The sequence below is a fragment of the Yoonia rosea genome (assembly GCF_900156505.1).
Lineage (GTDB): Bacteria > Pseudomonadota > Alphaproteobacteria > Rhodobacterales > Rhodobacteraceae > Yoonia > Yoonia rosea.
This window is the reverse complement of record NZ_FTPR01000001.1, coordinates 214,776-241,035: the sequence shown is the minus strand read 5'-3', so window position 1 is coordinate 241,035 and position 26,260 is coordinate 214,776. Positions and strand designations below refer to the sequence as shown.

Below are 26,260 nucleotides of genomic sequence, written 5' to 3'. Positions count from 1 at the left end.
TGAACCTGAACACCAAACTAGCCTAAGCCACTACGCATGCCCTACGAATGGACCCCGACCCCACCCCACCAAGATCGCCGTTGGCAGCTTAGCCTCTGGCCCTATCGCTCACTGCTGCGCAAAGACTTTGTCTTGTTCATCGGCGGCACCGCTGCGCTCGTGTCGCTCCCCCTGCTCACACTTCTGGGGCAAGCGGTGCTTTGGGGGCTACTGCCGTTCTTTGGGATGATGCTCGCAGGGGTGTGGTACGCCCTTCACGTCAGCTACCGGCGTGGCGAGGTGTTGGAAGAACTGACCGTGGATGAAGCCCGCGCCTACCTGGCACGGCATAATCCCAAAGGCGATGTGCAGGAGTGGGAGGCCAACCGCTATTGGGTCACCGCGCACTTACACCCCAAAGGCGGGCCGGTTGAAAACTATATCACCCTGCGCGGCGGTGACCGCGAGGTCGAGATCGGTGCGTTCCTCGATGCCGAAGAACGCCTCGTGCTTTTTGATGAGTTGCAAGTCGCGCTTCGCGCGGGGCGCGAGCCTGTTACCCCAAACGGTCTTTGACCATCGGGCCGGCTTTGCCGAAATCCATACGCCCTGTGTACTTGGCCTTCAGTGCGGCCATCACCTTGCCCATGTCGCGGATGCTCTCTGCACCCACTTCGGAAATCGCTGTGTCAACGGCTGCTGCGGCTTCGTCTTCGCTCAGTTGCTTGGGCAGGAATTCTTCGATGATCTTGATCTCTGACAGTTCCTTCTCCGCCAACTCAAGCCGGCCACCCTCTTCATAGGCGCGCGCGCTTTCCTGACGTTGCTTCACCATCCGGCCCAAGATCGCCAGAATGCCTTCGTTCGACACCCCGCCTTCATCATCGCCTGTGCCGCGGGCTGCGATGTCTTTATCCTTGATTGCGGCATTGATCAGCCGCAGCGTTGATAGGCGATCTGCTTCTTTCGCGCGCATCGCATCTTTAAGGGCCGCTGAGACCCTGTCACGCATATCCATAAATCTGTCCAGTACATCTGCCGTCAAACGAACCGCTAACATAGTGTGAACCCGCCAGACTGACAAGCGCCCTGCGCGCAACGTCACCCTTGTTTGCAAGGGCGCAATCCGGCCTTGACCCGCGCCGCCGGCCTGCGTACACCCGCACCAATTTGACATCTGGGGAGATCGATTATGGCGCAGAAACCAACGGCCTGTTTGGCACTCGCGGACGGTACGATCTTTTATGGAGTGGGCTTTGGCGCCACCGGCGAAACCGTGGCTGAGCTTTGCTTTAACACAGCCATGACCGGCTATCAGGAAATCATGACAGACCCGTCCTATGCAGGACAGGTTGTGACATTTACCTTCCCGCACATCGGTAACACGGGCGTAAACCCCGAAGACGATGAAACTGCTGATCCTGTTGCAGCGGGCATGGTCGTCAAATGGGATCCGACGCAGGCTTCGAACTGGCGTGCGACCGAAGAGCTGACCACATGGTTGACCAAACGCAACCGGATCGGGATGGGCGGCGTCGATACACGGCGTCTGACGCGGGCGATCCGCCAGCAAGGCGCGCCGCATGTGGCACTGGCCCATAACCCGGACGGACAGTTCGATATTGCTGCCCTGGTGAAGAAAGCCCGCGAATTCCCGGGGTTGGAAGGGCTGGACCTCGCCAAGGAAGTGACCTGTGCCCAGTCCTATCAGTGGAATGAGATGCGGTGGGCCTGGCCCGAAGGCTACAAGCCACAAACCGCGCCGAGGCATAAGGTTGTCGCGATTGATTTTGGTGCCAAGCGCAACATCCTGCGCTGTCTGGCAAGCGCTGGCTGCGATGTCACCGTGTTGCCCGCGACGGCAACCGCCGAAGACGTATTGGCGTTGAACCCTGATGGCGTGTTTTTGTCCAACGGCCCCGGCGATCCTGCCGCAACAGGTGTATACGCCGTCCCCATGATCAAGGGTGTGCTTGATGCCAACCTGCCGGTCTTTGGCATCTGTCTCGGGCACCAGATGCTGGCGCTCGCCGTGGGTGCAAAGACGATCAAGATGAACCACGGCCACCACGGCGCCAACCATCCGGTCAAAGACATGGAGACCGGCAAGGTCGAGATCACTTCGATGAATCACGGCTTTACCGTTGATAGCCAAACGCTGCCTGCGGGTGTCGAGGAAACGCATGTGTCGCTGTTTGATGGAAGCAACTGCGGTATTCGCATCGCGAACCGACCGGTTTTCAGCGTCCAATACCACCCGGAGGCCAGCCCCGGTCCGCAGGACAGCTATTACCTGTTCGAAAGATTTGCCGAGGCGATGAGCGCTTAACGTCTGGTTAACTTATTTCGTTCAAATTGCTCGCACGAAGACGTCATGTGAGTCGACGGTGTTAGGTTTGCTTCGTGCACTATCCCGGTGCGGGCTGCAGTTTGGGGTTATTCTGCAGCTTCTACCGCCTCTGCATCCAGTTTCAGGCGCGTGACAAAGGCCTGTGAAATATGGTCACGCAGCGCTTTATAGGCCGCATCGCCATCACCATTCTCGATCGCTTTGACGATGGCTGCATGTTCGCGCAGCGTCTCGGCCCCCCGCCCTTCAGCCGCAATAGACGTCGTCGCCAATAGCGCCATGGACCGATGCACCAAATCCAGTTGCTGCACCAGAAAACGGTTATGCGAGGCAAGGTGGATTTGCTTGTGAAAGCGGCGGTTCGCGCGGCTCATGGCCTTTGGATCACCGACCAGTTTCTGATCGGCCTCGAGCATATCGCGCAGCACCTTCACCTCTTCCGGGGCCGCATGGCGGGCCGCAAGACGGGCGGCAAGCCCCTCCAGTTCACCGCGCACGACATAAAGCTCGGACAGTTGCGAATGATCCAGCGACGCCACAATCAGCGAGCGTCCGTCCCGCGTCAGCAGCGATTGCGTCTCGAGCCGCTGCAGCGCTTCGCGGATCGGAGTGCGCGATACGCCAAACCGTTCGGCCAATTCGCTTTCCACAAGGCGGTCACCCGGCTTGTAGATGTGGCTGTCGATCGCTTCGAGGATCAGGGCGTATGCGTCTTTCTGAGACGCGCGGGTATCTTGCATCGGGTCGGACCTTTCGTAACTGTTTCACCATATGCCCCTGCCCGCCCTGCAATCAAGCCAAAGCGATTGAAGCGCGCTGTGGACCATCATACTGTGCGCCTATGGTAGCCAAGCACTTTCAGCATGTAGACACATGGGTCTTCGATCTCGACAATACACTTTATCCGCCGTCCGCTGATCTTTTCGGTCAGATGGACGCGCGTTTTGCGGCTTATGTCGCACGATTGACGGGGCGCGATCAGGCGCGTGCACTGGAGCTGTGCAAGCAATACTGGAACGACTATGGTTCAACCTTGCTTGGCTTGATTGAACACCACGATGTTGATCCGCATCATTTTCTTGCTGATGTGCATGACATCGACATTTCTCATCTCGAAGAAGACGGGGTGCTGGCCTCTGCGATTGCCGCACTGCCGGGGCGGAAAATTGTCTTTACCAACGGATCAGAAAACCATGCCAAACGTGTTCTCGCCGCGCGTGGCCTGACACGTCAATTTGATGCTGTCTACGGCGTCGAGCACGCAGATTTTAAAGCGAAACCGGGGCAGGACGCCTTTTCGCGTGTGTTTGCAAAAGACGGGCTGACCCCGACAAAATCCGCCATGTTCGAGGACGAAGCCCGCAATCTGGCGGTGCCTCATGCCTTGGGCATGCGGACGGTGCATGTGCATGAAACGCCCCTTCCAGCCCCCCATATCCACCATCACACCGATCATCTGACGGATTTCTTGTCGCAGCTGACGCGCTAGCCCTTTCAGGGCGCGGCCAAGCGGCCTATGTCAGGCACATGGAACGCAAAACAACAGATATCGTGATCAGTGGTGGCGGTGTGGCAGGCCTGACCGCAGCGGCGGCTTTTGGCACGGCTGGCTTTGACGTGACAATCGTTGACCCCACGCCCCCCGTGACCACAAGCGATGCGGAAGGGTCCGATCTGCGAACAACCGCATTTTTGCAGCCCGCCCAGCAGTTTCTCGAGGCCGCAGGACTATGGACGCGGCTCGCCCCCTTTGCTGCGCCGCTTCAGGTCATGCGGATCGTCGATATCGGGACCGACGCCCATGTCACCCGCGATTTCAACGCCGCCGATATCTCCGACCAACCCTTCGGTTGGAACCTGCCGAACTGGCTTTTGCGGCGCGAAATGGTTGCGCGGCTGACTGAGCTGCCGAATGTCGATTTCCGCGCAGGTGTCGGCTTTGCCCGCATGGTGGCGCGCAGTCATGAAGCGCTGGTGACGCTCTCGGATAACAGCCAGCTTTCCGCGAAACTTGTCATCGGGGCCGACGGGCGCGGATCAGCCGTACGCGAAAGCGCAGGAATTGGCGTGAAAACAATGCGGTACGGGCAAAAGGCACTGACCTTTGCCGTCACCCATGATGCGCCGCACGACAATGTCTCGACAGAAATCCACCGCTCCGGCGGGCCATTCACGCTGGTGCCCTTGCCAGATCATGATGGCAAGCCCTGCTCTGCTGTAGTGTGGATGGAAGGTGGCGCCGAGGCAAACCGTCTGCATGCACTGCCCGAAACGGCGTTCGAGGCTGCTGCGAACGACCGCTCCGCTTATCTTTACGGGCCACTCAAGCTTGCCAGCAAGCGGACACTTTGGCCCATCATAAGCCAGATCGCGGATCACCTGACAGCGCCCCGCACCGCGTTGGTCGCCGAAGCAGCGCATGTGATGCCACCGATTGGCGCACAGGGCCTCAACATGTCTTTGCGTGACCTGTCCTGCCTGCTTGATCTCGCGGCGGCGGCACCCGACAAACTGGGCGCACCTGCGATGCTTGATACCTATGCGCGCAAACGCCACCCTGACATCAAATTGCGCGTCACCGGCATTGACGCGCTGAACCGCGCATCAATTGCCGGAAGCCCGATGCTGCAGTCGCTTCGCGCCAAAGGGATCGAGGCACTGTATGGTGTTGCGCCCGTCCGGCAGACTCTGATGCAGATGGGCCTCGGTGCGCGCTAAAGCACCTTGTCCAGCACAGGCACCAGACGCGCCAGCGTGGCGTCCACATCATAAAGCTTGTCCAGCCCGAAAAGACCCAGACGGAAGGTGCGGAAATCGTCCGGCTCGTCACATTGCAGCGGCACACCGGCTGCGATTTGCATGCCTTCGGCGGCAAATTTCGACCCGTTCTGGATCGCCGGATCATCCGTATAGCTGACCACAACCCCCGGTGCGCCGAACCCTTCGGCAGCAACCGATCTGATACCTTTATCCGCCAGCACCTTGCGCACAGCATCGCCCAGGGCCCATTGCGCCTCTTTGAGTTTGTCAAAACCGAATTCACGGGTTTCGAGCATTGTATCACGGAAAGCCCGCAAGCCATCGGTCGGCATCGTGGCGTGATAAGCGTGACCACCATTGAGGTAGGCCTGCATGATGCTGTGCCATTTTTTCAGGTCCACGGTGAATGAATTTGATGTTGTTTCTGCAAGGCGCACGACGGCGCGTTCTGACATCATGACCAGTCCGGCCGAGGGTGTCGAAGACCAGCCCTTTTGCGGTGCCGAGATCAGCACATCAACGCCGGTCGCTTTCATATCCACCCACGCACACCCCGAAGCGATGCAATCCAGAACCATGAGCGCACCCACGTCATGGGCCGCATCGGCAAGGGCTTTGATATAGTCGTCCGGCAGGATGATTCCGGCAGAGGTTTCCACATGCGGCGCGAAGACAACATCGGGTCGCGCATCCCTGATCGCAGCTGTGACATCTTCAATCGGTGCCGGAGCAAATGGCGCGCGCGTGTCGTTGCCTGCCTGGCGTGCCTTCATGACGGTTGTTTTGGCTGTAAATTTGCCCGCTTCAAAGATCTGGCTCCAGCGATAGGAAAACCATCCGTTGCGGACCACAAAGGCATGGGCATCGGCGCCGAACTGGCGCGCCACGGCCTCCATTGCGTAGGTACCGCCGCCCGGCACAATGGCCACGCTATCAGCATTGTAGACCTCGCAGAGCATGTCCGAGATATCGGTCATCACGCCCTGAAAGACCTTTGACATGTGGTTGAGTGACCGGTCGGTAAAGACCACCGAAAACTCCATCAAACCGTCCGGGTCGACCCCTGAAATTGCGTTGTCCATTGCCATCTCCTTGCTGCTTATCCGTATGGCTATGTGCAGAACCGGTACAAAGCAAGCAGCGCCTGCCTAAATCGGCCCCGGCCTGCGTTCCTCTGACAAAAGCACATTGGCCTCGACGTTCCCGACCCCCGGCATGGTCATGATACGGCGGCGCAGGACACGTTCGAAATCGGCCAGATCGCGGGCCACGACGCGCAAACGGTAATCATAGAGCCCGAGCACGTGATCCACTGTCTGCACTTCGGGAATGGCCCCCACCGCGCGCTCAAAATCCTCAAGGCTCACACGCCCCTTGGTGGCCAGTTTGACGCCCAGAAATACCGTCACGCCGAACCCCAGTTTTTCGGCGTCCAGCACAAGCCTGCGCCCTGCGATTACCCCGGCCTCTTCCAAGCGACGGATCCGCCGCCACGTGGCAGGCTGGCTGAGCCCAAGTTTCTGCCCCAGTTGTGTCGTGGATTGATCCGCATTGGCCGAAAGCGCGCGCAGGATCGCAAGGTCGAGATCATCCAGCGTCATAGTGGCAGGCTTTCGTCAGACTTCACCGATGCGACTGTCATCAGCGCCTCAATGTCGGCGATATGTGGCAAGGTCAGAACGTCTTCACGGTATATGCGCTGATAATCCGATAGGTCTCTGGCGATCAACGAAAGGCGCACATCGACACGCCCCAGAAAGGTCTGGATTTCGATGACTTCCGGCACCGCCCGTGCAGCAGAAATAAACTCGTCAAAGGCGCGCGCGACAGCTTTATCAAGCGTAATACGCAAACTGACGGAAACAGCATAGCCCAAGGCGGGCCAATGAATGATGGCATGGCTGCCCTGAATGATCCGGTCCGCGCGCAAACGATCCACGCGCCGCGTCGCGCGCGCGGGTGTCAGCCCCGTCGCCTCGGCCAGTTCCGGCATCGCGGTCGCGGGGTCGGCCTGCAAGAGGCGCAGAATGCGGCGGTCAATATCATCAAGCATAAAAATCACGTTAATGAATTATATGACGCATAACAATCATCATCTTGCCAAAAATACTCAAAGAGCAACACTACTTTCAGGCGAAAGATCCGTTATACCCACCCCAGAAATCAAACAAAGGATGACGACTATGCGCGTTTATTACGATCGCGATTGCGATGTGAACCTGATCAAAGACAAAAAAGTTGCCATTCTGGGCTACGGCTCACAAGGCCACGCCCACGCGCTGAACCTGCGCGACAGCGGCGCGAAAAACCTTGTTGTGGCCCTGCGCGAAGGCTCGCCTTCTGCGGCCAAAGCCGAAGGCGAAGGCCTGAAGGTAATGGGCATCGCAGAAGCTGCCGCATGGTGTGATCTGATCATGTTCACAATGCCCGACGAATTGCAGGCCGAAACATATAAGAAATATGTGCACGACAACCTGAAAGAAGGGTCTGCAATCGCCTTTGCCCACGGGTTGAACGTACACTTCGGCCTGATCGAGCCCAAAGAAGGCGTCGACGTGATCATGATGGCACCCAAAGGCCCCGGTCACACGGTGCGCGGCGAATACACCAAAGGCGGCGGCGTGCCCTGCCTTGTGGCGGTTGACCGCGATGCATCCGGCAAGGCGATGGAAATCGGCCTGTCTTATTGCTCGGCCATCGGTGGCGGGCGCTCCGGCATCATCGAAACAAACTTCCGTCAGGAATGCGAAACCGACCTGTTCGGCGAACAGGCTGTTCTGTGTGGCGGCATCGTCGAGCTGATCCGCATGGGCTTTGAGACACTGGTCGAGGCTGGCTATGAGCCCGAAATGGCCTACTTCGAATGCCTGCACGAAACCAAGCTGATCGTGGACCTGATCTACGAAGGCGGTATTGCCAACATGAACTACTCCATCTCGAACACAGCCGAGTATGGGGAATATGTCTCCGGTCCGCGCATCCTGCCATACGCCGAAACCAAGCAGCGTATGAAAGACGTGCTGACCGACATCCAGACCGGTAAATTCGTGCGTGACTTCATGCAGGAAAACGCCGTGGGCCAGCCTTACTTCAAGGCAACACGCCGCATCAACGACGAACACCAGATCGAGCAGGTCGGTGAGAAACTGCGCGCGATGATGCCTTGGATTTCTGCAGGCAAGATGGTCGATAAAGCGAAAAACTGATCGACATGTAAGGTGGATCTCGATCCACCCGCTTTCAGAGGGCATCCACATCCGTGGGTGCCCTTTTTTAGTCGGGAAAGGCCGCCTTGAAAGCCTGCGTGCCGCGCGGGCTGAAAATCAGCGCCCGGCTGTCCTTGTCGCGGCGCACCCAACGCAGCTTTTCCATTTCCGACAGCATTGCACGGCCAAGAGAACCGGCCAGATGCGTGCGCCGCTCGCTCCAGTCAAGGCAAGACCGGCAAAGTGGTGCGCGCGCCGCGGACAGCCCGTGCAGATCCACGCCAAAACCGGCGACAAACACCTCGCCCTGCGCTGTCAACCCGAGCGCCTCCCCGTCTTCACACAAAAGACCGCGCGCCAGCATGCTCTGAAACATTTGCACACCCTTCTGCCCTGCCAGATGGTTGTAGCAGACCCGCGCCTGCCGCAATTGCGCATCCTTCGGGCCGGTCCGCGTGGCAGCGCGCCCTGCCCCGCAGCCAGCCCCATCAAGGCCTCCAGCGCTGCCCCCACATCTGCGTGAGCCAGCGCGAAATACTTGTGTCGCCCCTGTTTGCGCACCTGCACCAATTGCCCGTCCAGTAGCTTGGCCAGATGTCCGCTGGCGGTCTGCAGCGTCACACCGGCCTCAGCCGCCAGTTCAGTCGCGGTCAGCGCTTTGCCGGTCATGAGCGCCGTCAGCATGTTGGCGCGGGCAGGATCGCCAATCAGCGCGGCAATACGGGCGATATCAGGACCTTCTTTCATACTTCGATCGTAGCCGAAGCATGCCTATCCGCCAAGCCGCTAAGTATCGCGCAGTCACAAAACGAAAGGACCTGATACCATGCTGACCTGCATCATTCGCTATGACATTGACCCGACCAAGAAGGCCCAGTTTGAAACCTATGCGCGCAACTGGGGGCAAGCCATTCCCCGCAGTGGCGCTGATCTGATCGGCTATTTCGCGCCGCATGAAGGATCGTCCACCTTGGCCTATGGCATCTACAACATCCCCTCACTCGCCGCATATGAGGCTTACCGCGCGCGGCTGGCAGCTGATCCGCTGGGCAAAGAAAATTACGAATTCGCCATGCGAGAAGAATTCATCCGCAGCGAAGACCGTACCTTTCTAAAGCTCGCCTCCGCCCCGCATGGGGTGCGCCCGTGATTGCCGTGATCTTCGAAGTCACCCCGGCACCGGGCCAGATGGATACTTACCTCGCGCACGCAGCCAAGCTGCGTCCGCTGCTGGATGACCACCCCGGTTTCATTTCGGTTGAGCGGTTTCAGAGCCTGTCGGACCCGCAAAAACTTCTGTCGCTGTCGTTTTTTACAGATGAGAATGCCATCTCCACCTGGCGCAACACGCGCCATCACCGCAACACGCAATCCGCTGGCCGCCATGGCATATTCCTTGACTACCGCCTACGCATCGCCGAGGTTTCGCGGGACTACGGGTTGCATGATCGCATCGAAGCGCCCAAAGACAGCAGGCTGCATCACGGGCTGAGGCCACAAGACCAATGACACATCAACCGACACTGGCAAACTGGCTTTCGATTGCAGCCCTTGGCCTGATCTGGGGCGCGACCTTTATGGTCGTGGCTATCGCGCTGGAAGGCTATGGCCCGCTGACAGTCGCCTGCGCCCGCACGACGTTGGGCGCGGTGACATTGCTGGTGTTCATGCGACTGTTAAACCGCTCCTTGCCGATTTTTACCCCTGTGATGATCCGCTATTTAATCGCCATCGGCCTGTTCAATACCGCTGTCCCCTTTGCGCTGCTCTGTTGGGGCCAGCAGTATGTGCCTTCGGCTTTTGCCGGTATTTCCATGGCGGCGCTACCGCTATTTGTTTTGCCACTGGCCCACTTTCTGACCGACGAAAGGATGAGCCTGCGCAGTACATTAGGCGTCATCATGGGGTTTATCGGGGCCGCTGTCTTGATTGGCCCCGGGGTTCTGCGGATCGGGACAGGGTGGGAGCCACTGGGACAAATCGCCTGTGTCGCGGCCTCAATGTCCTATGCGGTGTCCAGCGTGATGACACGCCGCTGCCCGCCGATTGACCCGCTCACCATGGCTGCCCTTTTGCTGACAGTGGGCTCAGTCGCTTTGATCCCCGCGATGCTCATCTTTGAGGGCGTGCCCACAATGGGCGACGCACGCCCGACAATCGCGATTATTGTGTTGGGGTTCATTCCAACGGCATTGGCCGCGCTGATCCGCGTTGCAACGATCCGGTCAGCGGGCGCAATTTTCATGACGCTTGTGAATTATCAGGTGCCCCTTTGGTCGATGATCTTTGGCGCGTTGGTTCTGAACGAAGTGCTGCCACTGCGCTTCTTCGTGGCTCTCGGGCTGATCATGCTGGGTCTTGTGGTCAGTCAGGGCAACAACCTCAAAAGGCTCTTGCTGCGCTAGACCGCAGCCTCGACCTCGGCCACGATACCGTCCACGACCTGTGCCAAGAGCGTATCATCTTCGCATTCCGCCATCACACGGATCAACGGCTCTGTGCCCGACTTGCGGATCAAGAGCCGACCCTTGCCCTGCAGCTTGGCCTCGGCATCCGCAATGGACTTCTGCACAAGCGCGGCGCCCAGTGGGTCCTGCCCTGCCGCGTAGCGCACGTTCTTGAGCATTTGGGGCACAGTTTCAAAGCTCTTGGTCAGCGCGCTGGCGGGCTTGCCTGTCTCGACCATGGCCGCCAGAAATTGCAGCCCTGCCAAAAGACCATCACCGGTCGTCGCGTAATCGGTCATTACGATATGGCCAGATTGTTCGCCGCCAAGGTTCCAGCCATTCGCGCGCATCGCCTCAACCACATAGCGGTCACCGACAGCGGTGCGTTCAAGGCGCAATCCGCGCCCATCCAGATACCGCTCAAGCCCCAGATTGGACATCACGGTTGCAACCAGTGTCCCGCCGTTCAGGCGCTCTTGATCCGCCCAGCGGCCTGCCATCAGCGCCATCAGTTGGTCACCATCGGCAACTTCGCCGTTCTCATCCAGGATCATTACACGGTCCGCATCGCCATCAAGACAAATGCCGACATGTGCGCCCTCAGACACCACTTTCGCAGCCGCCGCCGCGGTGTTGGTCGAACCGCAGCCTTCGTTGATATTGTACCCGTTGGGATCAACACCCACAGGAATAACCGTCGCGCCAAGCTCCCATAGTACCTCGGGGGCAACGCGGTAGGCGGCACCATTCGCACAGTCAATCACAACCTTCAGACCATCAAGCCGCATGCCTGAAGGAAAGGTCGATTTGATCCGCTCGGCATAGCGGAAACGGCCATCGTCGATCCGCTTGGCGCGTCCGATATTCTGCGCCTTCACCGGCTCAACCGACCCGCTGATAATCGCTTCAATCTCGGCCTCAGCCTCATCCGAGAGCTTGAAACCGTCAGGACCGAAGAATTTGATCCCGTTGTCATGATGCGGGTTGTGGCTTGCGGAAATCATAATGCCCAGATCAGCGCGCATCGACGTTGTCAAAAGACCAACAGCCGGTGTCGGCACAGGCCCCAAAAGAAGTACGTTCATTCCCGTGCTGGTCAGACCGGCGGTCAATGCATTTTCAAACATATAACCCGACAACCGCGTGTCCTTGCCAATCACAACGCGGTGCCCGTTCGACCCGTCATTGCGGAAATAGCGGCCGGCAGCGGCACCAATCTTAAGCGCCATTTCTGCGGTCATGGGAAAGGTATTTGCCTTGCCGCGCACACCATCCGTGCCAAAGAGTTTCCGTGTCATGTTATTGCTGCCCCGCCAATTGCCCATTCCAAGTCTAATGCTTGCTTTGTTGCGAAGATATCGTGAACCCGCAAGATTTGCACGCCCTGCCTTGCGGCAAAAAGAGCGACCGCCACAGATCCGCTCACGCGGTCCGTTGCCTCCTTGCCGCCACCGATTGTGCCGATGAACCGCTTGCGTGAGGCACCCAGCAGTACCGGACAGCCAAGCGCGTGGAAAAGCGCGATACCGCGCAGGAGGGTCAGGTTGTGTTCGAGCGTTTTGCCAAACCCGATCCCGGGGTCAACAATGATTTGATCGCGTGCAATGCCTGCGGCCACGGCCGCATCAATCCGCGCACTGAGGAAGTCATAGACATCGAGCAGCACATCATCATAGCTGGGATCGTTCTGCATCGTCTCGGGCGACCCTTTGGCGTGCATGACACAAACCGGAACTCTGGCTTCGGCTGCGACCGCGGCCAATTTCGGATCAAAGGTAAAGGCCGCCACATCATTGATCAGGGTCGCACCCGCCTCCACTGCCGCCAATCCCACATCGGATTTGCGTGTATCAATCGAGATCGGCACATTGCTCTGCGCACGAATGGCTGCAATCACAGGGGCTGTCCGCGCGATTTCCTCGGCAATCTGCACCTCGGCCGCGCCCGGACGTGTGCTTTCACCGCCCACATCGATGATCTCGGCGCCCTCTTCTTGCATTGCCTGCGCATGTGCCAGTGCAAGGTCGGGCGCATTGAATTGCCCGCCATCGGAAAAACTATCCGGAGTGACATTCAAAATACCCATGATCCGCGGGCCAGACATGTCCATACCTGCAACGGGCGAGCGCGCGCGCGTCAAGTGATCCAGCACCTCTGCAGGCACATCGCCCGCAGGAATGCAGCGGACACCGCCGCCGCGCGTGTGCAACGCGACAGTATCAAACCAGCACAGACCACCCGCCAGTGGAAAGCTTTGGGATGTCGGCGTTTCACCAAAGCGCGCAATAGGGCGATGATATTGGGTCATGACAAGTCAGATATCTCTTCTGGAACAGCACGCACGGGAATATCCGTTTGCGGCGCAGGCTGGCCGATGACCAGCAATTCCTTGGCCTGCATTTCTTTCGCGAACCACGCCACAAGGGCCACAGCATCGCGCGGACTGGCCGAGGGACCGTCAACCGCATCGAGAACGATCTTGGAGGGTGCCCAGATACAGATCTGGCCGTTCTTCATCGCCCAATCCAGTTCCGTCCGCGAATTGACAACCATGCAGCGGCGGTCGCGCGCGGCCAAACTCCATGCATTTTGTTCGATCGCCAGCAGATCAATCCGGCGTTGGGCAAGTGCATTATCCGCCTGCGGTGCGGCCACGTCAGCAGGTCCGACGCAAAGGATGAGCGGCGCATCCATGACCGCCAACTGGTCAATCCAGTCGCCTATCTCCGGGCTTTCGATCGCGGCATTCGATAAATAGACAATGCGCGGATGCGGGGCCGCCACGTGGGTCTGGCCGCCTAAATCAGTACCATCGCGCGCACGGACAATCTCGACCCCGAGCGAGAACGGACCACGGTCCAGTTTCTCGATCCGCACGAAGACACGTTCTGCCTGCGGCTCAAGCAAGATACGTTCAGCCACACGCGCGGCGAGCGTTTCAAGCAGATTGATCCGCTCTGCTTCCAGCTCGCTGCTGATCGCTTCGGTGACTTTGTCGTAGGACAAGATACGGTCGACATCGTCATCAATAGGCCCGCTGAGCGGCAGGACTTCAACCACAACATTGAACCGGACGCGCTGCAACGTTCCGCGCTCTTGTTGAAACGCACCAATCTCGACCTCGACCACATAGTCGCGGAGTGAAATGCGATCATAAGGAATGCTGCTGCTGGCCTCTGCCCTCTCGCTTGGATGGGCAAAGGCAAGGCGGATATCATCAGTCATGGGGCGTCCAACACGTCAAGTTACCCGTGTGGGATACAAGGGCCGACGCGGTGCGGCAAGCGTCAGGCGCGACGCTCGTCCGCAATCATGCGACTTACATTGATGCCGTGCGCACAGGCTGGCGATAGAAGTAGTGGAACCCGATAGAAGCCGTGCGCGGAAAACGCTGTGCCCACGACGGGCTGACGGCTTTGGTATGGTAGTGTGTCGCACCGCCGGTCAATGCGCGCGGTGCACCATCAATCAACATGCGCGCAACCTTACCAACACGCTCCCATGAACGGGGCTCGGCAATCACTTCGGGTTTGCCGTCGCAGGTGTAGGTAAATTGGCAAGCGTAACGGCGGCCTGTACCCTGATTAATCACGGCGCAAAGCGAATCCGGATAGGCACTGCTGTCAACGCGGTTCATGATGACTTCTCCAACGGCAAACATACCGCGGACAGATTCGCCACGTGCTTCGAAGTAGAGAGCTTCTGCCAGACATTGCCATTCTGATCCGCCATCTGCGGCAGGCAACTCGGCAAGATAATCACGATCATAGACCAATCCGGTCTGTGTCTCGACGCCACGCTCTTGTGCAGGCGGCAGACTGGTCAACATGCTCAAACGGCTGTCAGGCACGACCGATAAAGCCTGACGTTCTTGACCCAAGATGGCTTCCAAACGGCTTGCCATCACTTCATCTGCAAAGGCTGATGTTGGCCCAACAGAAATAATTGCCGCAAAACTTGCGGCGATAATCGCCTTCAATACAGTCATTCTTCCCACCCAGGAAACTTCGCGGGTTAGCTCCGCGCCAGCGGGGCCGTCTTTAGGGGAAAGAGGGGCTTAGGTCTACCCCTCGGGCCGGCTTGTTTAAAAACCGGCAAGATTACGCAGAGAGTGCGACCTCAATACCACAAAATACAGTCGTTAACTGAAAAATAACCACTAAATGTAGCGTTGTATTACAGTGACACCTTATCAGCTAAAGCAAGCTGCGCCGCTGTAAGACGTGCCACCGGCACCCGGAACGGAGAGCAGGAAATATAATCAAACTGCTGGGCACGACAGAATGCAATAGCCGAGCGATCGCCCCCATGCTCACCGCAAAGCGACAAGACAACATCGCTGCGGCCCAACCGGCCACGCGCCGCGCCGATAGAAATCAATTCACCCACACCTTCGATATCCAGCGTATGGAACGGGTCTTCGACATAAACACCCTGCTGCACGTAAGACGACATGAAGCGGCCCGCATCATCGCGCGACAAACCATAAGTCATCTGGGTCAGGTCATTGGTACCAAAGGATAAAAATTCGGCATGCTCGACAATATCCTGTGCGCGCAGTGCCGCACGCGGGGTCTCAACCATGACGCCGAGCCGATAGCTGAAATTCGCTTTGCTTTTTGCCCTGACAGCATTTGCCACCCCGTTGATCCGCGCCTTTTGCAGCTCGACTTCGCGCATGGCACTGACAAGCGGGATCATGATCTCGACGTTGATCGAGATGCCTTTCTTCCCGACAGCCACCAAAGCTTCAAAAATGGCACGGGTCTGCATGTCGTAGATCTCGGGAATAGCGATTCCCAGACGCACGCCCCGCATCCCCAGCATCGGATTATACTCTGCTAGCGCATCGATCCGCTCAATCACATCCGGCAGCGGCAAGGCCACCTGTTCGGCCAGATCACGCATGCCCGCTTTATCCGAGGGCAGGAATTCATGCAGCGGAGGATCGAAAAGGCGCACGCAAACGTTCTTGCCTTCCATGATCTCGAAGAGGGCCTGAAAATCGGCGCGCTGCATCGGCAAAAGCCGGTCGAGCACCTCTTTGCGGTCGTCACTCTCTTCGGCAAAGATCATCTCGCGCATGACGCCAAGACGGTCGCCTTCAAAGAACATATGCTCGGTCCTGCACAGCCCGATACCCTCGGCGGCAAAGTTGCGGGCGGTTTGCGCATCGGCGGGCGTGTCGGCATTGGCGCGCACCCCGATATCGCGGAAATCGTCAGCCCATTCCAGCAAGGTCTGGAACGCGCCATCAAGGGCGGCCTCCAGCATTGGCGGCTCACCGGCCAGAACCTGACCACGGCTGCCATCCACCGTAATGATGTCGCCCGCCTTGAACCGCCGCCCGTCGGGGGCCGTAATCACGCCATTCTTGCGGTCGATCGTCAGGTCAGACGCCCCCACAACGCAGGGCAAACCGATCCCCCGCCCGATCACAGCGGCATGGCTGGTGACCCCGCCCCGCATTGTCAAAACGGCGCTGGCCGCGTGCATGCCGCGAATGTCCTCTGGCGTGGTTTCGCGCCGCACCAGAACGCAGGCCTCGCCGCGCGCGGCACTGGCTTGTGCCTCGTGCGCGGTCAGCACTATCCGGCCCGTAGCCGCACCAGGGCTTGCAGCGATCCCGCCGACGATCACGTCACGTTTTGCATCCGGATCAACCTGCCTGTGTAACAGCTCTGACAGGGCTGACGGCTGCACGCGCATGATCGCCTCTTCGCGGGGAATCACACCATCTTCGGCCAAGGCCACGGCGATCCGCACCGACGCGCGTGAACTGCGCTGGACGCGCACGGCATCCAAAATCTGCAGCACACCGTCTTGCAGCGTGAATTTGATTTCCATCTCTTCGCGCAGGCGGCGGCGGCAGATATCGCCGTATGAAACAAGCTGGGCGTATTGATCGGGGCAGATATCCTCAAGTGCCGGACCGCGCGCGTCACGCGTCAGATAAAGCGCGCCCTCGGCATCGGGGCCAAGATCATAGGCGTCGCTTCTGCTGGCGCTGAGGTAGCGGCCAATAATCTTTGGCGCGCCGGATGTGGAATCCACAAACTGCATCACACCCTGACCACATTCGCCCTGCCCTGTCCCCAAGGCCATCGCCTGCACGACGAGCCCGAGACCCGCATTCGCCGGCGCCCCCTTGGCCTGCCGCAGCAAACGCGCGGTGGTCCCGTCCCATGCACGCGCCATTGACCGCAGCACTTCGGCCAATTGCACAGCGGGGTCCTGCGGGAACGGTGCATCCGTTTCAAACTCGAATGTGTCGAGCATGGTTTTCAGACTGGCGGCATCGGCCACATCGGGCAGGTAGAATTCATCAGGATCAAGACGCGCCACATGGATCGCGTAGGACTGCACAAAACGCAGGTAGAGTTTCGTCGCCGCTTCGGCCCCGATCCACTGTGTCAGTTCCGCAAGGCGGGCATCATTCATGCCGACATTCAGGATCGCGCTGGGGCCACCCCAATCGGGGTCCTGACTGGACGGGCGCACAGACAGCAGCGGCGCATCGCCAAACGGGGTCAGCAAGGTGTCCATATTGGGCAGATTGCCGATCGCCGCAGCATGAACCGCATCAAACGACAGCGCGACCGTCACCGGCACCGGCATATCCAGACGCACCAACCGTTGCAGGCATTTCGCACGCCCGCCATGGACCGAGGCCTTCATGGCCGCAGTTGGCGTGATAAGCGTCAATGGCCCATATGTTGACTGTTGCTGCACTGCGGCACCGATCTATTGTTCAGTTGCAGCATAGAAGGAAATCTGGCGCGCTGTACACATAAGTTTACATATTTTGTGTCTAGCCTTCGATTTTCGTCAAATCCGCGACGCTGAGGCAGATATTCCTGATGCGGGACAAAAGGTTAAGGCGATTGCGGCGCAAGATTTCGCTGTCGGCGTTCACTTGAACATCGGTGAAAAAAGCATCAATCGGCGCGCGCAGTGCCGCCATAGCAGTCATTGCGGTGCTGAAATCCTCCGCCTTCATCGCGGGCGCGATTTTTGCATCTGCAGCATCAAGGGCCGCGAAAAGCGCCTTTTCGGCGTCATCCTCGGCAAATTTGATGTCCGCGCCATAGGAATATTCCACCCCGTCCTTTTCCTCGGCCTGTGTCAGGATGTTGTTGGCACGCTTGAAGCCCTGGATCAGGTTTTCACCGTCATCGGTGGCAAGGGTTGCGGCCAACGCCTCGGCCCGTTTGACCAGCAGCGTCAGATCATCATTGCCCGGCATCACGATGCAAGCGTCGATGATATCGTGACGGATACCTTTGTCTTTGAGGAAAACCTTGAGGCGGTCGTGGAAGAACGAGAGGAGGTCAGGCACGACATCAGCCGGTCCAAAGAATCTGTAAGCATCTATTCCTGATGAATTTTCGGCGATGACTGTGCCCTCAACATGAATTGGCGCATTAACTGGGATAGCAACATCATAACCTTCAAAGAATTCGTTTAACTCTTTCGAAAGTGCTGTAAATCCTTTCCCACCACTAGACAAAAACTCTCTCAGGTCTTTCGGCTCCCAAACGAAACCCTCCTTCTTAGGGTCGCTTTTGTCTAAGCCGAATACAATAGTCCTCGCTATCTGTGAAATGAGGCATCGTATAACACCGTTTCCGATCGAAGTTGGCAGGTCGATTTTCAGATTATTCTGCAAAATCAACCGAATAACCCCCAGCGCCGCTCTGCGCAGCGCAAACGGGTCTTTGCTCCCTGTCGGTTTCTCGTCAATCGCCCAGAACCCGGTCAGCGTGTCGATCTTGTCGGCCAGTGCCACGGCCACGGATACCGGCGCAGTCGGCACATCGTCCGAAGGCCCCAGAGGGGAGTAGTGTTCTTCGCAGGCCGCAGCAACCTCGGCTGGCAGGCCTGCCTCGGCCGCATAATACCGCCCCATCAGCCCCTGCAGTTCAGGGAATTCATAAACCATTTCGGACGACAGATCGGCCTTGGCGACGCGTGCCGCCTGCTCTGCCAGTGCAGGATCAGCACCCATGCTTGGCGCAATCCAGCGCGCCAGCGCCGCGATGCGGTCAATGCGGTCTTTCTGGCTGCCCAGTTTGTTGTGGAAGGTGACGTTGGACAGGCTGTCCAGCCACGGCTGCATGCCAGCCTTGGCGACACGCAGGTCGTTTTCCCAGAAGAATTTCGCATCCGCCAGACGCGCCGACAGCACCTTTTGGTTGCCCGCCAGAATAGTCGCGCCCTGATCGGCGGTTTCCATGTTCGCGACGGTCACGAAACGCTCGATCCGGCCCGTCTTGGGGTTGCGCACGGAAAAGAATTTCTGGTGCTCTTTCATCGAGGTTTGCAGCACCTCGGGCGGCAGACCAAGGAAGGCGTCATCAATCCGGCCCAGCAGGACCACAGGCCATTCGACCAGCCCCGCAACCTCGGCCAGCAGACCACGGTCTTCGACCACCTCAAGCCCCAACGCAAAAGCCTGATGGGTGGCGTCATGCCAGATCGCCTCGGCCCGTTCATCGGCACGCAAGACGACTTTGGCGCGCTTCAACTTCGCCTCGTAATCATCGAAACTCGTGACAGAAAAAATATCCGGCGCAAGGAAACGGTGGCCGCGCGTCGTGTTGCCCGATGTGATGCCGTCAACGTCCAGCGGCACGACCTCTGCCCCTGCTTCATCGCTGAGGATACACAGGATGGAGTGCAGCGGGCGCACCCATTTCAACGGGCCATCACCCCAGCGCATCGACTTGGGCCAAGGGAAATTGCGCACTGTCTGTTCCAGCACTTCAGCGATGATATCCGCCGCCATCCGCCCCGGTTTTTCAATCACCGCAAAATAGACCTGACCCTTTTTGTCGTCGCGTACTTCAAGGTCTTCGCGCGCAACACCTGCCCCGCGCAAGAACCCCTCAATCGCTTGGTCCGGCGCACCCACTTTGGGCCCCTTGCGCTCTTCGCGCACTGCCTTGCTCTCGGCCGTCAGCCCCTCAATCGACAACGCCAAGCGGCGCGGCGTCGAAAAGGCAGCAGCACCCGCATAGGTCAGCCCCGCCTCGACCAGACCGTCGGTCACCAGTTTGCGCAGGTCCTCGGCGGCGCGGGTTTGCATCCGCGCGGGGATTTCCTCGGAGAAGAGTTCAATCAGAAGATCAGGCATCACTCGGTGCTTTCTGGAATTGGGGGGCAGTCTTCGGGGGGGCGGTTGCCGTCAAAAACAACTTCGCCACATTCATTGATCTGGTGCCACGCATAACCCCGCCCGTCGGGGTAAATGGCAACGATCCGGTCGATCCCGTATACGATGTTTTCAACACCCATAAAGGCAATGGCATCGGTGCGCAGGTCTGCCCCGATCTGGGCTGCGTCAAAACAATCGAACCAACGAGGTGCCACGCGGGGTTCGGCGTTATCAACGATTTCAAACGTTTCGGTCAGCATGGCTTGGCTGAGCGTCGTTTCAAAGCAGGCCCGGTAGCGCAGCGGGCTGCTGATTGCGTCGATGCCCTGGAAGTTCTGCACGACAATCGGTTCGGCCTCACCGGTGCTGACAGAGGTCAGGCGCACGGCGTCATCACCGGCCTGCACCTCATCATAATAGGCATAGACCTGCTGGTAGTAGAGCACACCGCCAAGCACAGCCGCCGCCAGAAGCATGCCCACAATGAAAACCCTCGCTATCACGCCGCCGCCCCGCCTGCTTCGGTTTGCACAAAGGCGTCGGCGCAGGCCTTGGCCAGCGCCCGGACCCGTCCAATATAGGCCTGCCGTTCGGTGACCGAAATCACGCCCCGCGCGTCAAGCAGGTTAAACACATGGCTTGCCTTGATGCACTGGTCATAGGCGGGGTGCGCCATGATGATTTTGTGCCCCGTCTTGGGGTCCGTCGCGGGGGCATCAAGGATGCGCTGGCACTCGGCCTCAGCATCAACGAAATGCTGCAACAGTACCGCGGTGTCCGCGATATCAAAGTTCCAGCGCGAGTATTCCTGTTCGGTCTGCTTGAAGATATCGCCATAGGTCAGCGGGATCGGCGTTTGTGGATCGTTGAAGGGCATTTCCATCACGTGATCGACGCCAAGGATATAGATCGCCAAACGCTCCAACCCGTAGGTCAACTCACCCGAGACCGGTTTGCAGTCATGTCCGCCGACTTGCTGAAAGTAAGTGAACTGGCTGACTTCCATGCCGTCACACCAGACTTCCCAGCCGAGGCCCCATGCACCCAACGTAGGGCTTTCCCAGTCATCCTCGACAAAGCGGATGTCATGCGCGGATGCATCGATCCCGATCGCTTCGAGCGATCCTAGATAGAGGTCCTGCATGTCGGGGGGCGATGGCTTCATCAGCACCTGATACTGGTAATAGTGCTGCAAACGGTTCGGGTTCTCGCCATAGCGTCCATCGGTTGGCCGCCGGCAAGGCTGAACATAGGCTGCTGCCCAAGGCTTGCTGCCCAGCGCGCGCAGGGTTGTGGCAGGGTGGAATGTGCCCGCCCCCACTTCCATGTCGTAGGGTTGCAGGATCGCACAGCCTTTGCTGGCCCAATATGTCTGAAGCCGCAGGATGATTTCCTGAAAACTGCGTGGTTTGTCTGCCATCTCAAGACCCTTCAAGTGCGTTGTGCGCTCAATAGGGTGCTGGGCCGACAGGGTCAATTGGGCAACGCCTGCAGATTTTTTTGTGCTTTGCCACACGGTTTGCACAAAGTCTGGCTTGCGCTGCAACGCGTTGGCCGCCACCACAATCCAAACACTATTTCACTTTCGAGGTTTTTCATGTTCAGGGCTTTTGTCGTCGCGCTCCTTTTATTTGTTTCTGCCATGCAGGCCCAGGCACAGGACCGCTATTGGGTACAGATCGAGGCGCGCCAGACACTGACCGAAGCGACCGAGCGCGCACGCTTTTACGCGCGGCGGTTCAGCGACGTTGAGGGGTATTATCTGGGACGCGGATTTTACGGCATTGTGCTGGGGCCCTATAGCGAAAGTCTTGCCCGCGCAGAGTTGTCCCGCTTGCTGAGCAGCGGACAAATCCCCTCTGACAGCTACCTGCAGAACGGACGCCGTTTCGAGCAGCAGTTCTGGCCCATCGGCGGCGCGCAAGCATCCACTGTGTCAACCGCACCGGACCGCGCGCCAGAGCTACCTGCCCTGCCTCAGGTGGACCTGACCGCACCCGAAGAAACACTCGGCCAGGCCCGCGCATCCGAGGCGGCTTTGCCACGCGAGGCACGCGAAGAACTGCAATTGGCGCTGCGGTGGGCCGGTTTTTACAATTCAACGATTGATGGCGCTTTCGGGCGCGGCACGCGCAGCGCGATGGCCGCTTGGCAAACTGCCTACAACCAAGAACCGACCGGTGTTTTAACAGCCCGCCAGCGTGCGCAGTTATTGTTGCAATACAATGCTGTGATCGCCGATCTGGAGATGCAGCTAGTCCGAGACGAGACAGCAGGCATTCAAATGCAGCTTCCCACTGCTGCGGTCACTTTCGCAGAGTATCAGCCACCCTTTGCCCAGTACGACGGTCAGGGTGATCTCTCGGCTGCGCGGGTGCTGATGATCTCGCAAACGGGTGATGCGGGACGGCTGAGAGGGCTTTACGAGGTCTTGCAGGTGCTTGACATCATGCCGACCGAGGGACCGCGCAGTTTACAGGGCAATAGCTTTACTATCGAAGGGCTCGGCGACGGTATCCATTCCTACGCCACAGCCAGCTTGCAGGACGGCGAGATCAAGGGCTTTGTGCTGGTCTGGCCCGCAGGTGACGACCGGCGTCGTGCGCGGGTGCTGGATTTGATGAATGCCAGTTTCGCACGGCTGGACGGCACGCTTGATCCCAATCTTGTGCCCGCCAGTGAGGATCAGGCCATTGACATGATTGCAGGGCTTTCGGTGCGGCAGCCGAAACTGTCACGGTCCGGGTTTTATGTGTCGCGCGATGGCCTCGTCCTGACCACTCCCGAAGCGGTAGAGAGTTGCGCGCGGATTACCTTTGACCGCGAGACGGATGCCGAAGTTCTGGCCACCGACCCGGCTCTTGGGATCACGCTCTTGCGCCCGCTTGCCGCCCTGTCCCCTATCGAGGTTGCAGCCTTCCAACCGCGGACACCGCGCCTGAAAGATCCGGTGGCAGTGGCGGGCTATCCTTTCAACGGCGCCCTGAATGCACCCACACTGACCTTTGGCACGCTGGAAGATATCCGTGACTTGACGGGTGATAGCCGCATCTCACGCCTCTCTGTCGCCACCCAGCCCAGCAACGCGGGCGGGCCAGTGCTGGATCAGGCCGGCAATGTGCTGGGCATGTTGCTGACGCGCGCTGGAGATGGCGGTCAGGCCTTGCCAGCAGATGTGCAATTCGCGCTGGATGCCGAGATGATCATCGCGACGCTTGAGACACTGAACATCACGCCTGTGCGCGGTGATGCTGGCCCTCCCCTGTCAGCCCATGCACTGACCGAAAAAGCCGCGAATGTCACCGTCTTGGTCAGCTGCTGGTAAGCGCGATATCCGACATCACACGAATGACAGTCGGGCCTTTGGTTGCAAGGGCCCTCTGAACGGCCACCTTGAATGCGTCCAGATTTGCAGGCTGGGTTGCTGCGGCGCCGTAGGCCTCTGCGAGTTTAAGGAAATTGGGATTGCGCTGAATGACCGCGTTTGGCGCGATCTGGGCGCGCACCATGCTGTCCTCGATCTCACCTAACTTGCCGTTGTCCCAGATGATTATCGGCAGCGTTAATTCCAACTCAACCGCCACGGCCAGCTCCTGCACGGTATATTGGAAACCATAGTCGCCCAGAATGGCAATGACCGGCTGGTCGCCAACCCCGATCTTGCCGCCAATCGCGGCAGGCAGTGCATAGCCCAGCGTGCCGAAACCGTAAGGGTGGTGCCAGTGGCCGGGGCGGTCCATCGGGTAGACCTCTTTGGCGGCATAGGCGAATTGGGTCATATCGGAAAAAAACATGGTGTCGGCAGGGACCGCTTCTTTGAGCGCATCCGCGACAGGCAATATGCCGGGCCGTTCGGCATCAAGCTCGGCCCGCCATCTGGCACGGGTGGATCTGACTTCTTCTGCGGTCCATCCGGTCTTTTTGACGCCTTCCAGCTGGATCAGGCTTTCGGTCAGATGCGCGCTGGCATCGGCCAGAATGCGGGTGTCGGCATTGTGGCGATCTGAAAGGCTCTCTGGGTCCAGATCAATCCGGACGAGCGGCGCAGTGTGTCCCAGATGATCGCGCCACAGATCAACCTCGCTCAGCCGCGTGCCGACAGCGACGACAAGATCAGCCGAAGCAATCACAGCCTCGCTTCCGGCGCGGGCAAGCGTTGCGCCAAAGTGCAGCGGGCTGTCATCGGGGATGATCCCGCGTCCGGCGTAGGTGGTAAAAGAGGCCGCGTTCAAACGCTGGAAGTGTGGCATCCAGCGGTCCACCCCATACGCCGCACCACCGCCAAAAATAAAAAGCGGGCGCTTGGACGCATTCAGTCGGTCGATCAGGGAAATTCGCTGCAGGGCTGCCGCTTCGGGGCGGTAGGGCCACTCATCCGCACGCTCAGGCGCAGGGGCGGCATTGGCTTCGAGCTGCGCAATCGGGACCTGAATGTGTTTGGGCGATAGCACACCGGTCGAAAGTTCGGTCAGTGCGCGGTCGATCAACTGATAGCTTGCCTCGGCCGACCGCGCCGTCACCGACCAGTCGCAAACGGTCGCTGCCGCCCCTTCCTGATCTTTCATCTGGTGCAATTGCCCGCGTTTGGCCTCTGTCTCATCCAGTACAGACGAGATCACCAGCATCGGCACGCTGTCGGAATAGGCCTGCCCCATCGGTGTCATGATGTTGCACAGCCCCGGCCCGGAAATCACGTAGGCCACGCCCACCTTGCCGGTCGCACGGGCATAACCGTCGGCCATAAAGCCAGCGCCCTGTTCGTGACGCGCCAGCACATGGGTGATCCCCGCCTCTTCGATCCCGCGATACATTTCCTGATTATGCACACCGGGAATGCCAAAAATGGTATCCACCCCGCGATCTTTCAGCATATGCGAGATTTGCGCGCCAAGCGGACGTGTGGTCATCAGTTTCTCCAGAATTTGATCGTCAGGATCGTCAACACGACCATGATTTCCAAGCGCCCCACAAACATGGCAATCGCCAATATCCATTTCGCGGTATCGTTGATGTTTGCATAGTTGCCTGCCGGTCCGATCTCGGTCCCGAGACCCGGGCCAATATTGGCAATGGCTGCGGCAGCACCCGAAACCGACGTGATGAAGTCGAGGCCAGTCAGCCCCAGCAGCACCGCAGTGCCCCCCAAAGCAAGAATAAATGCCACCAGAAACGCAATCACCGAGTTCAGCACATCCTCACTGATCGGGCGTCCGTCATAGCGTGGGGTGAACATACCATGTGGGGAATGGATTTGGCGGATCTGGCTTTTGATCGCGGCAAAAACCAGCTGGTAGCGGAACACTTTGACAGAACAAGAGGTCGAGCCCGCACAGCCCCCGATCAGGCCGATGAAGAAGAACAGGACGACAGGGAACGTTCCCCATGTCATATAATCGGCACTGGAATAACCGGTCCCTGAAATGATTGACGTGATGTTAAATAGCGCCTCACGAAAAGCGATCTCTGACATAACCCCTTCACGTCCCCAGACCCACGACGTCATCAGCAGAACGGTGACAAGAACAATCCAGAAAAACGTATGAATCTGCGTATCTTGCCAAAGCGGCTGTGCTGTGCCGGCGATCAATTGAACGTAGCGCACAAACGGCAATGCCGCGAGCACCATGAAGACCGCCCCCACATAGTGCGCGCCCGCACCGTAAAGCCCGAAAGAGGCATCCGAATTCGCCATTCCCCCTGTCGAGACCGTGGTCATCGCATGTACGATGGCATCAAAGGGCACCATGCCGGTCACAGAATAGGCCAGCGCGCAGCTGATGGTCAGAATAATATAGATCACCGAAATCCGGCTTGCGATCTGGCCAGCGCGGGGCAGGATTTTCCCCATTGTATCAAAGGCTTCTGACCGGAAAATTTGCATCCCACCCACACGCAGTTCGGGCAGAAAGACCATCGCGACCACGATGATCCCGACCCCACCCAGCCATTGCAGGATACCGCGCCAAAGCTTGATCCCGTCAGGCAGATTCTCGATTCCCGTAAAAACGGTAGCCCCCGTTGTGGTCAGGCCGGACATCGCTTCAAAAAAGGCGTCCGTGAAATTTGCGTCCGGCGCCCCAAGCATGAAGGGCAGCGCCCCGAACACAGGCAGCATAAGCCAGACAAGCGACGTGAGCAGGAAGGTTTGCCGCAGGCTTAGCCCTTCTGACACGCCATTTGCACAGGCAAGCGCAATCAGGCCCCCGGTCACGATCGTGATGACCGCGCTTTCGAAGAAGACAAACCAATGTCCGTTGCCTGCCATTAGATCAATCGCCAATGGGACCAGCATGGTCAGGCCAAGCGATGCCACCAGCAGACCGATCACATATCCCACGGGGCGTAAATCAACCATGCGGGC

The 26,260-nt window shown here is 58.7% G+C and carries 26 protein-coding genes; 9 read left to right on the top strand and 17 right to left on the bottom strand.

Annotated elements, in window-relative coordinates; genetic code table 11:
- Nucleotides 1-36 precede the first annotated feature (36 nt).
- Nucleotides 37-555, top strand: a complete 519-nt coding sequence (locus tag B0B09_RS01145) for a DUF2244 domain-containing protein (RefSeq protein ID WP_076658012.1) — start codon at nt 37-39, stop codon at nt 553-555.
- Here B0B09_RS01145 and B0B09_RS01140 read toward each other — a convergent pair.
- Nucleotides 536-997 (bottom strand): GatB/YqeY domain-containing protein, encoded by a 462-nt coding sequence (locus B0B09_RS01140; protein ID WP_076658011.1) that lies wholly within the window; start codon nt 995-997, stop codon nt 536-538. The two genes, B0B09_RS01145 and B0B09_RS01140, sit on opposite strands and share 20 nt — an antisense overlap.
- A 174-nt stretch (nt 998-1,171) precedes the next feature.
- Here B0B09_RS01140 and carA point away from each other — a divergent pair, with 174 nt between their 5' ends.
- Entirely contained in the window at nt 1,172-2,308 is a 1,137-nt protein-coding gene (gene carA / locus B0B09_RS01135) for a glutamine-hydrolyzing carbamoyl-phosphate synthase small subunit (RefSeq protein WP_076658010.1), read from the top strand.
- 107 nt (nt 2,309-2,415) lie between these two features.
- On the opposite strand, the gene B0B09_RS01130 is transcribed toward carA, so the two are convergent.
- Nucleotides 2,416-3,069: a GntR family transcriptional regulator gene (locus tag B0B09_RS01130; RefSeq protein ID WP_055292145.1), complete on the bottom strand. Its 654-nt coding sequence runs from the start codon at nt 3,067-3,069 to the stop codon at nt 2,416-2,418.
- A gap of 101 nt (nt 3,070-3,170) precedes the next feature.
- Between B0B09_RS01130 and B0B09_RS01125 the strand changes: the two genes are divergently transcribed.
- Together B0B09_RS01125 and B0B09_RS01120 are read left to right on the top strand one after the other, a co-directional pair.
- Complete coding sequence (locus tag B0B09_RS01125) at nt 3,171-3,818, top strand: pyrimidine 5'-nucleotidase (protein WP_076658009.1); 648 nt, start codon at nt 3,171-3,173, stop codon at nt 3,816-3,818.
- Nucleotides 3,819-3,856: 38 nt separating this feature from the next.
- The gene (locus B0B09_RS01120) at nt 3,857-5,047 is read left to right on the top strand and encodes a UbiH/UbiF family hydroxylase (RefSeq protein WP_076658008.1); all 1,191 of its coding nucleotides are present in this window, start codon (nt 3,857-3,859) and stop codon (nt 5,045-5,047) included.
- Here B0B09_RS01120 and B0B09_RS01115 read toward each other — a convergent pair.
- The 3 genes from B0B09_RS01115 to B0B09_RS01105 all read right to left on the bottom strand — a co-directional run bounded on the left by B0B09_RS01115 (nt 5,044) and on the right by B0B09_RS01105 (nt 7,142).
- Nucleotides 5,044-6,171: an aminotransferase class V-fold PLP-dependent enzyme gene (locus B0B09_RS01115; RefSeq protein ID WP_076658007.1), complete on the bottom strand. Its 1,128-nt coding sequence runs from the start codon at nt 6,169-6,171 to the stop codon at nt 5,044-5,046. The genes B0B09_RS01120 and B0B09_RS01115 overlap by 4 nt on opposite strands.
- Nucleotides 6,172-6,237: 66 nt before the next feature.
- Complete coding sequence (locus B0B09_RS01110; protein WP_076658006.1) at nt 6,238-6,690, bottom strand: Lrp/AsnC family transcriptional regulator; 453 nt, start codon at nt 6,688-6,690, stop codon at nt 6,238-6,240.
- Nucleotides 6,687-7,142 carry an Lrp/AsnC family transcriptional regulator gene (locus tag B0B09_RS01105; protein WP_076659720.1) on the bottom strand — a complete coding sequence of 152 codons (456 nt, stop codon included), beginning with the start codon at nt 7,140-7,142 and terminating at the stop codon, nt 6,687-6,689. Before B0B09_RS01105 ends, B0B09_RS01110 begins: the two co-directional genes overlap by 4 nt.
- Nucleotides 7,143-7,272: 130 nt before the next feature.
- Between B0B09_RS01105 and ilvC the strand changes: the two genes are divergently transcribed.
- A complete protein-coding gene (gene ilvC / locus B0B09_RS01100) occupies nt 7,273-8,295 on the top strand; it encodes a ketol-acid reductoisomerase (RefSeq protein WP_055292133.1) in 1,023 nt (340 codons plus the stop codon).
- Nucleotides 8,296-8,362: 67 nt separating this feature from the next.
- Here the strand turns inward: ilvC and B0B09_RS18190 are convergent, their stop codons facing one another.
- Together B0B09_RS18190 and B0B09_RS18185 are read right to left on the bottom strand one after the other, a co-directional pair.
- On the bottom strand, nt 8,363-8,614 hold the full coding sequence (locus B0B09_RS18190) for a hypothetical protein (protein WP_311135445.1): 252 nt from the start codon (nt 8,612-8,614) through the stop codon (nt 8,363-8,365).
- A complete protein-coding gene (locus tag B0B09_RS18185) occupies nt 8,611-9,042 on the bottom strand; it encodes an ArsR/SmtB family transcription factor (RefSeq protein ID WP_311135444.1) in 432 nt (143 codons plus the stop codon). Before B0B09_RS18185 ends, B0B09_RS18190 begins: the two co-directional genes overlap by 4 nt.
- A gap of 79 nt (nt 9,043-9,121) precedes the next feature.
- Here B0B09_RS18185 and B0B09_RS01090 point away from each other — a divergent pair, with 79 nt between their 5' ends.
- Genes B0B09_RS01090 through B0B09_RS01080 form a run of 3 tightly spaced genes read left to right on the top strand, consistent with a single transcriptional unit; the run spans nt 9,122 to nt 10,700 of the window.
- Complete coding sequence (locus B0B09_RS01090) at nt 9,122-9,445, top strand: NIPSNAP family protein (RefSeq protein WP_076658004.1); 324 nt, start codon at nt 9,122-9,124, stop codon at nt 9,443-9,445.
- Nucleotides 9,442-9,804, top strand: coding sequence for an antibiotic biosynthesis monooxygenase family protein (locus tag B0B09_RS01085; RefSeq protein WP_076658003.1), 363 nt, complete (start codon nt 9,442-9,444; stop codon nt 9,802-9,804). Before B0B09_RS01090 ends, B0B09_RS01085 begins: the two co-directional genes overlap by 4 nt.
- A complete protein-coding gene (locus B0B09_RS01080) occupies nt 9,801-10,700 on the top strand; it encodes a DMT family transporter (protein ID WP_076658002.1) in 900 nt (299 codons plus the stop codon). Before B0B09_RS01085 ends, B0B09_RS01080 begins: the two co-directional genes overlap by 4 nt.
- Here B0B09_RS01080 and glmM read toward each other — a convergent pair.
- The 8 genes from glmM to B0B09_RS01040 all read right to left on the bottom strand — a co-directional run bounded on the left by glmM (nt 10,697) and on the right by B0B09_RS01040 (nt 21,319).
- Entirely contained in the window at nt 10,697-12,040 is a 1,344-nt protein-coding gene (glmM, locus tag B0B09_RS01075; RefSeq protein ID WP_076659719.1) for a phosphoglucosamine mutase, read from the bottom strand. The genes B0B09_RS01080 and glmM overlap by 4 nt on opposite strands.
- Nucleotides 12,037-13,050, bottom strand: a complete 1,014-nt coding sequence (folP, locus tag B0B09_RS01070) for a dihydropteroate synthase (protein WP_076658001.1) — start codon at nt 13,048-13,050, stop codon at nt 12,037-12,039. The genes glmM and folP overlap by 4 nt, the downstream gene beginning before the upstream one ends.
- The gene (locus B0B09_RS01065) at nt 13,047-13,967 is read right to left on the bottom strand and encodes a dihydroneopterin aldolase (protein WP_076658000.1); all 921 of its coding nucleotides are present in this window, start codon (nt 13,965-13,967) and stop codon (nt 13,047-13,049) included. Before B0B09_RS01065 ends, folP begins: the two co-directional genes overlap by 4 nt.
- 94 nt (nt 13,968-14,061) lie before the next feature.
- On the bottom strand, nt 14,062-14,730 hold the full coding sequence (locus B0B09_RS01060; RefSeq protein ID WP_055292118.1) for a cell wall hydrolase: 669 nt from the start codon (nt 14,728-14,730) through the stop codon (nt 14,062-14,064).
- 188 nt (nt 14,731-14,918) lie between these two features.
- Nucleotides 14,919-17,474: a putative PEP-binding protein gene (locus B0B09_RS01055; RefSeq protein ID WP_076657999.1), complete on the bottom strand. Its 2,556-nt coding sequence runs from the start codon at nt 17,472-17,474 to the stop codon at nt 14,919-14,921.
- A 79-nt stretch (nt 17,475-17,553) separates the two neighbouring features.
- On the bottom strand, nt 17,554-19,878 hold the full coding sequence (gene glyS / locus B0B09_RS01050) for a glycine--tRNA ligase subunit beta (protein WP_076657998.1): 2,325 nt from the start codon (nt 19,876-19,878) through the stop codon (nt 17,554-17,556).
- On the bottom strand, nt 19,878-20,375 hold the full coding sequence (locus B0B09_RS01045; protein WP_076657997.1) for a DUF6446 family protein: 498 nt from the start codon (nt 20,373-20,375) through the stop codon (nt 19,878-19,880). Before B0B09_RS01045 ends, glyS begins: the two co-directional genes overlap by 1 nt.
- A gap of 23 nt (nt 20,376-20,398) precedes the next feature.
- Nucleotides 20,399-21,319, bottom strand: coding sequence for a glycine--tRNA ligase subunit alpha (locus tag B0B09_RS01040; RefSeq protein ID WP_055293299.1), 921 nt, complete (start codon nt 21,317-21,319; stop codon nt 20,399-20,401).
- A gap of 222 nt (nt 21,320-21,541) precedes the next feature.
- Here B0B09_RS01040 and B0B09_RS01035 point away from each other — a divergent pair, with 222 nt between their 5' ends.
- On the top strand, nt 21,542-23,224 hold the full coding sequence (locus B0B09_RS01035) for a serine protease (protein ID WP_242654314.1): 1,683 nt from the start codon (nt 21,542-21,544) through the stop codon (nt 23,222-23,224).
- Here the strand turns inward: B0B09_RS01035 and B0B09_RS01030 are convergent.
- Nucleotides 23,211-24,806 carry a thiamine pyrophosphate-binding protein gene (locus B0B09_RS01030; RefSeq protein WP_076657995.1) on the bottom strand — a complete coding sequence of 532 codons (1,596 nt, stop codon included), beginning with the start codon at nt 24,804-24,806 and terminating at the stop codon, nt 23,211-23,213. The genes B0B09_RS01035 and B0B09_RS01030 overlap by 14 nt on opposite strands.
- Entirely contained in the window at nt 24,806-26,254 is a 1,449-nt protein-coding gene (locus B0B09_RS01025; RefSeq protein ID WP_055292110.1) for a TrkH family potassium uptake protein, read from the bottom strand. The genes B0B09_RS01030 and B0B09_RS01025 overlap by 1 nt, the downstream gene beginning before the upstream one ends.
- Nucleotides 26,255-26,260 lie beyond the last annotated feature (6 nt).

Coding starts and splice junctions, on each gene's coding strand:
- B0B09_RS01140 (WP_076658011.1), bottom strand. CDS start 997: ATGGATATGCGTGACAGGGTCTCAGCGGCCCTTAAAGATGCGATGCGC.
- B0B09_RS01060 (WP_055292118.1), bottom strand. CDS start 14,730: ATGACTGTATTGAAGGCGATTATCGCCGCAAGTTTTGCGGCAATTATT.
- B0B09_RS01130 (WP_055292145.1), bottom strand. CDS start 3,069: ATGCAAGATACCCGCGCGTCTCAGAAAGACGCATACGCCCTGATCCTC.
- B0B09_RS01105 (WP_076659720.1), bottom strand. CDS start 7,142: ATGCTTGATGATATTGACCGCCGCATTCTGCGCCTCTTGCAGGCCGAC.
- B0B09_RS01120 (WP_076658008.1), top strand. CDS start 3,857: ATGGAACGCAAAACAACAGATATCGTGATCAGTGGTGGCGGTGTGGCA.
- folP (WP_076658001.1), bottom strand. CDS start 13,050: ATGACCCAATATCATCGCCCTATTGCGCGCTTTGGTGAAACGCCGACA.
- B0B09_RS01115 (WP_076658007.1), bottom strand. CDS start 6,171: ATGGACAACGCAATTTCAGGGGTCGACCCGGACGGTTTGATGGAGTTT.
- B0B09_RS01080 (WP_076658002.1), top strand. CDS start 9,801: ATGACACATCAACCGACACTGGCAAACTGGCTTTCGATTGCAGCCCTT.
- ilvC (WP_055292133.1), top strand. CDS start 7,273: ATGCGCGTTTATTACGATCGCGATTGCGATGTGAACCTGATCAAAGAC.
- glyS (WP_076657998.1), bottom strand. CDS start 19,878: ATGCCTGATCTTCTGATTGAACTCTTCTCCGAGGAAATCCCCGCGCGG.
- glmM (WP_076659719.1), bottom strand. CDS start 12,040: ATGACACGGAAACTCTTTGGCACGGATGGTGTGCGCGGCAAGGCAAAT.
- B0B09_RS01045 (WP_076657997.1), bottom strand. CDS start 20,375: ATGCTTCTGGCGGCGGCTGTGCTTGGCGGTGTGCTCTACTACCAGCAG.
- B0B09_RS18185 (WP_311135444.1), bottom strand. CDS start 9,042: ATGAAAGAAGGTCCTGATATCGCCCGTATTGCCGCGCTGATTGGCGAT.
- B0B09_RS01090 (WP_076658004.1), top strand. CDS start 9,122: ATGCTGACCTGCATCATTCGCTATGACATTGACCCGACCAAGAAGGCC.
- B0B09_RS01040 (WP_055293299.1), bottom strand. CDS start 21,319: ATGGCAGACAAACCACGCAGTTTTCAGGAAATCATCCTGCGGCTTCAG.
- B0B09_RS01125 (WP_076658009.1), top strand. CDS start 3,171: ATGGTAGCCAAGCACTTTCAGCATGTAGACACATGGGTCTTCGATCTC.
- carA (WP_076658010.1), top strand. CDS start 1,172: ATGGCGCAGAAACCAACGGCCTGTTTGGCACTCGCGGACGGTACGATC.
- B0B09_RS01065 (WP_076658000.1), bottom strand. CDS start 13,967: ATGACTGATGATATCCGCCTTGCCTTTGCCCATCCAAGCGAGAGGGCA.
- B0B09_RS01145 (WP_076658012.1), top strand. CDS start 37: ATGCCCTACGAATGGACCCCGACCCCACCCCACCAAGATCGCCGTTGG.
- B0B09_RS01110 (WP_076658006.1), bottom strand. CDS start 6,690: ATGACGCTGGATGATCTCGACCTTGCGATCCTGCGCGCGCTTTCGGCC.
- B0B09_RS01035 (WP_242654314.1), top strand. CDS start 21,542: ATGCAGGCCCAGGCACAGGACCGCTATTGGGTACAGATCGAGGCGCGC.
- B0B09_RS01030 (WP_076657995.1), bottom strand. CDS start 24,806: ATGACCACACGTCCGCTTGGCGCGCAAATCTCGCATATGCTGAAAGAT.
- B0B09_RS01025 (WP_055292110.1), bottom strand. CDS start 26,254: ATGGTTGATTTACGCCCCGTGGGATATGTGATCGGTCTGCTGGTGGCA.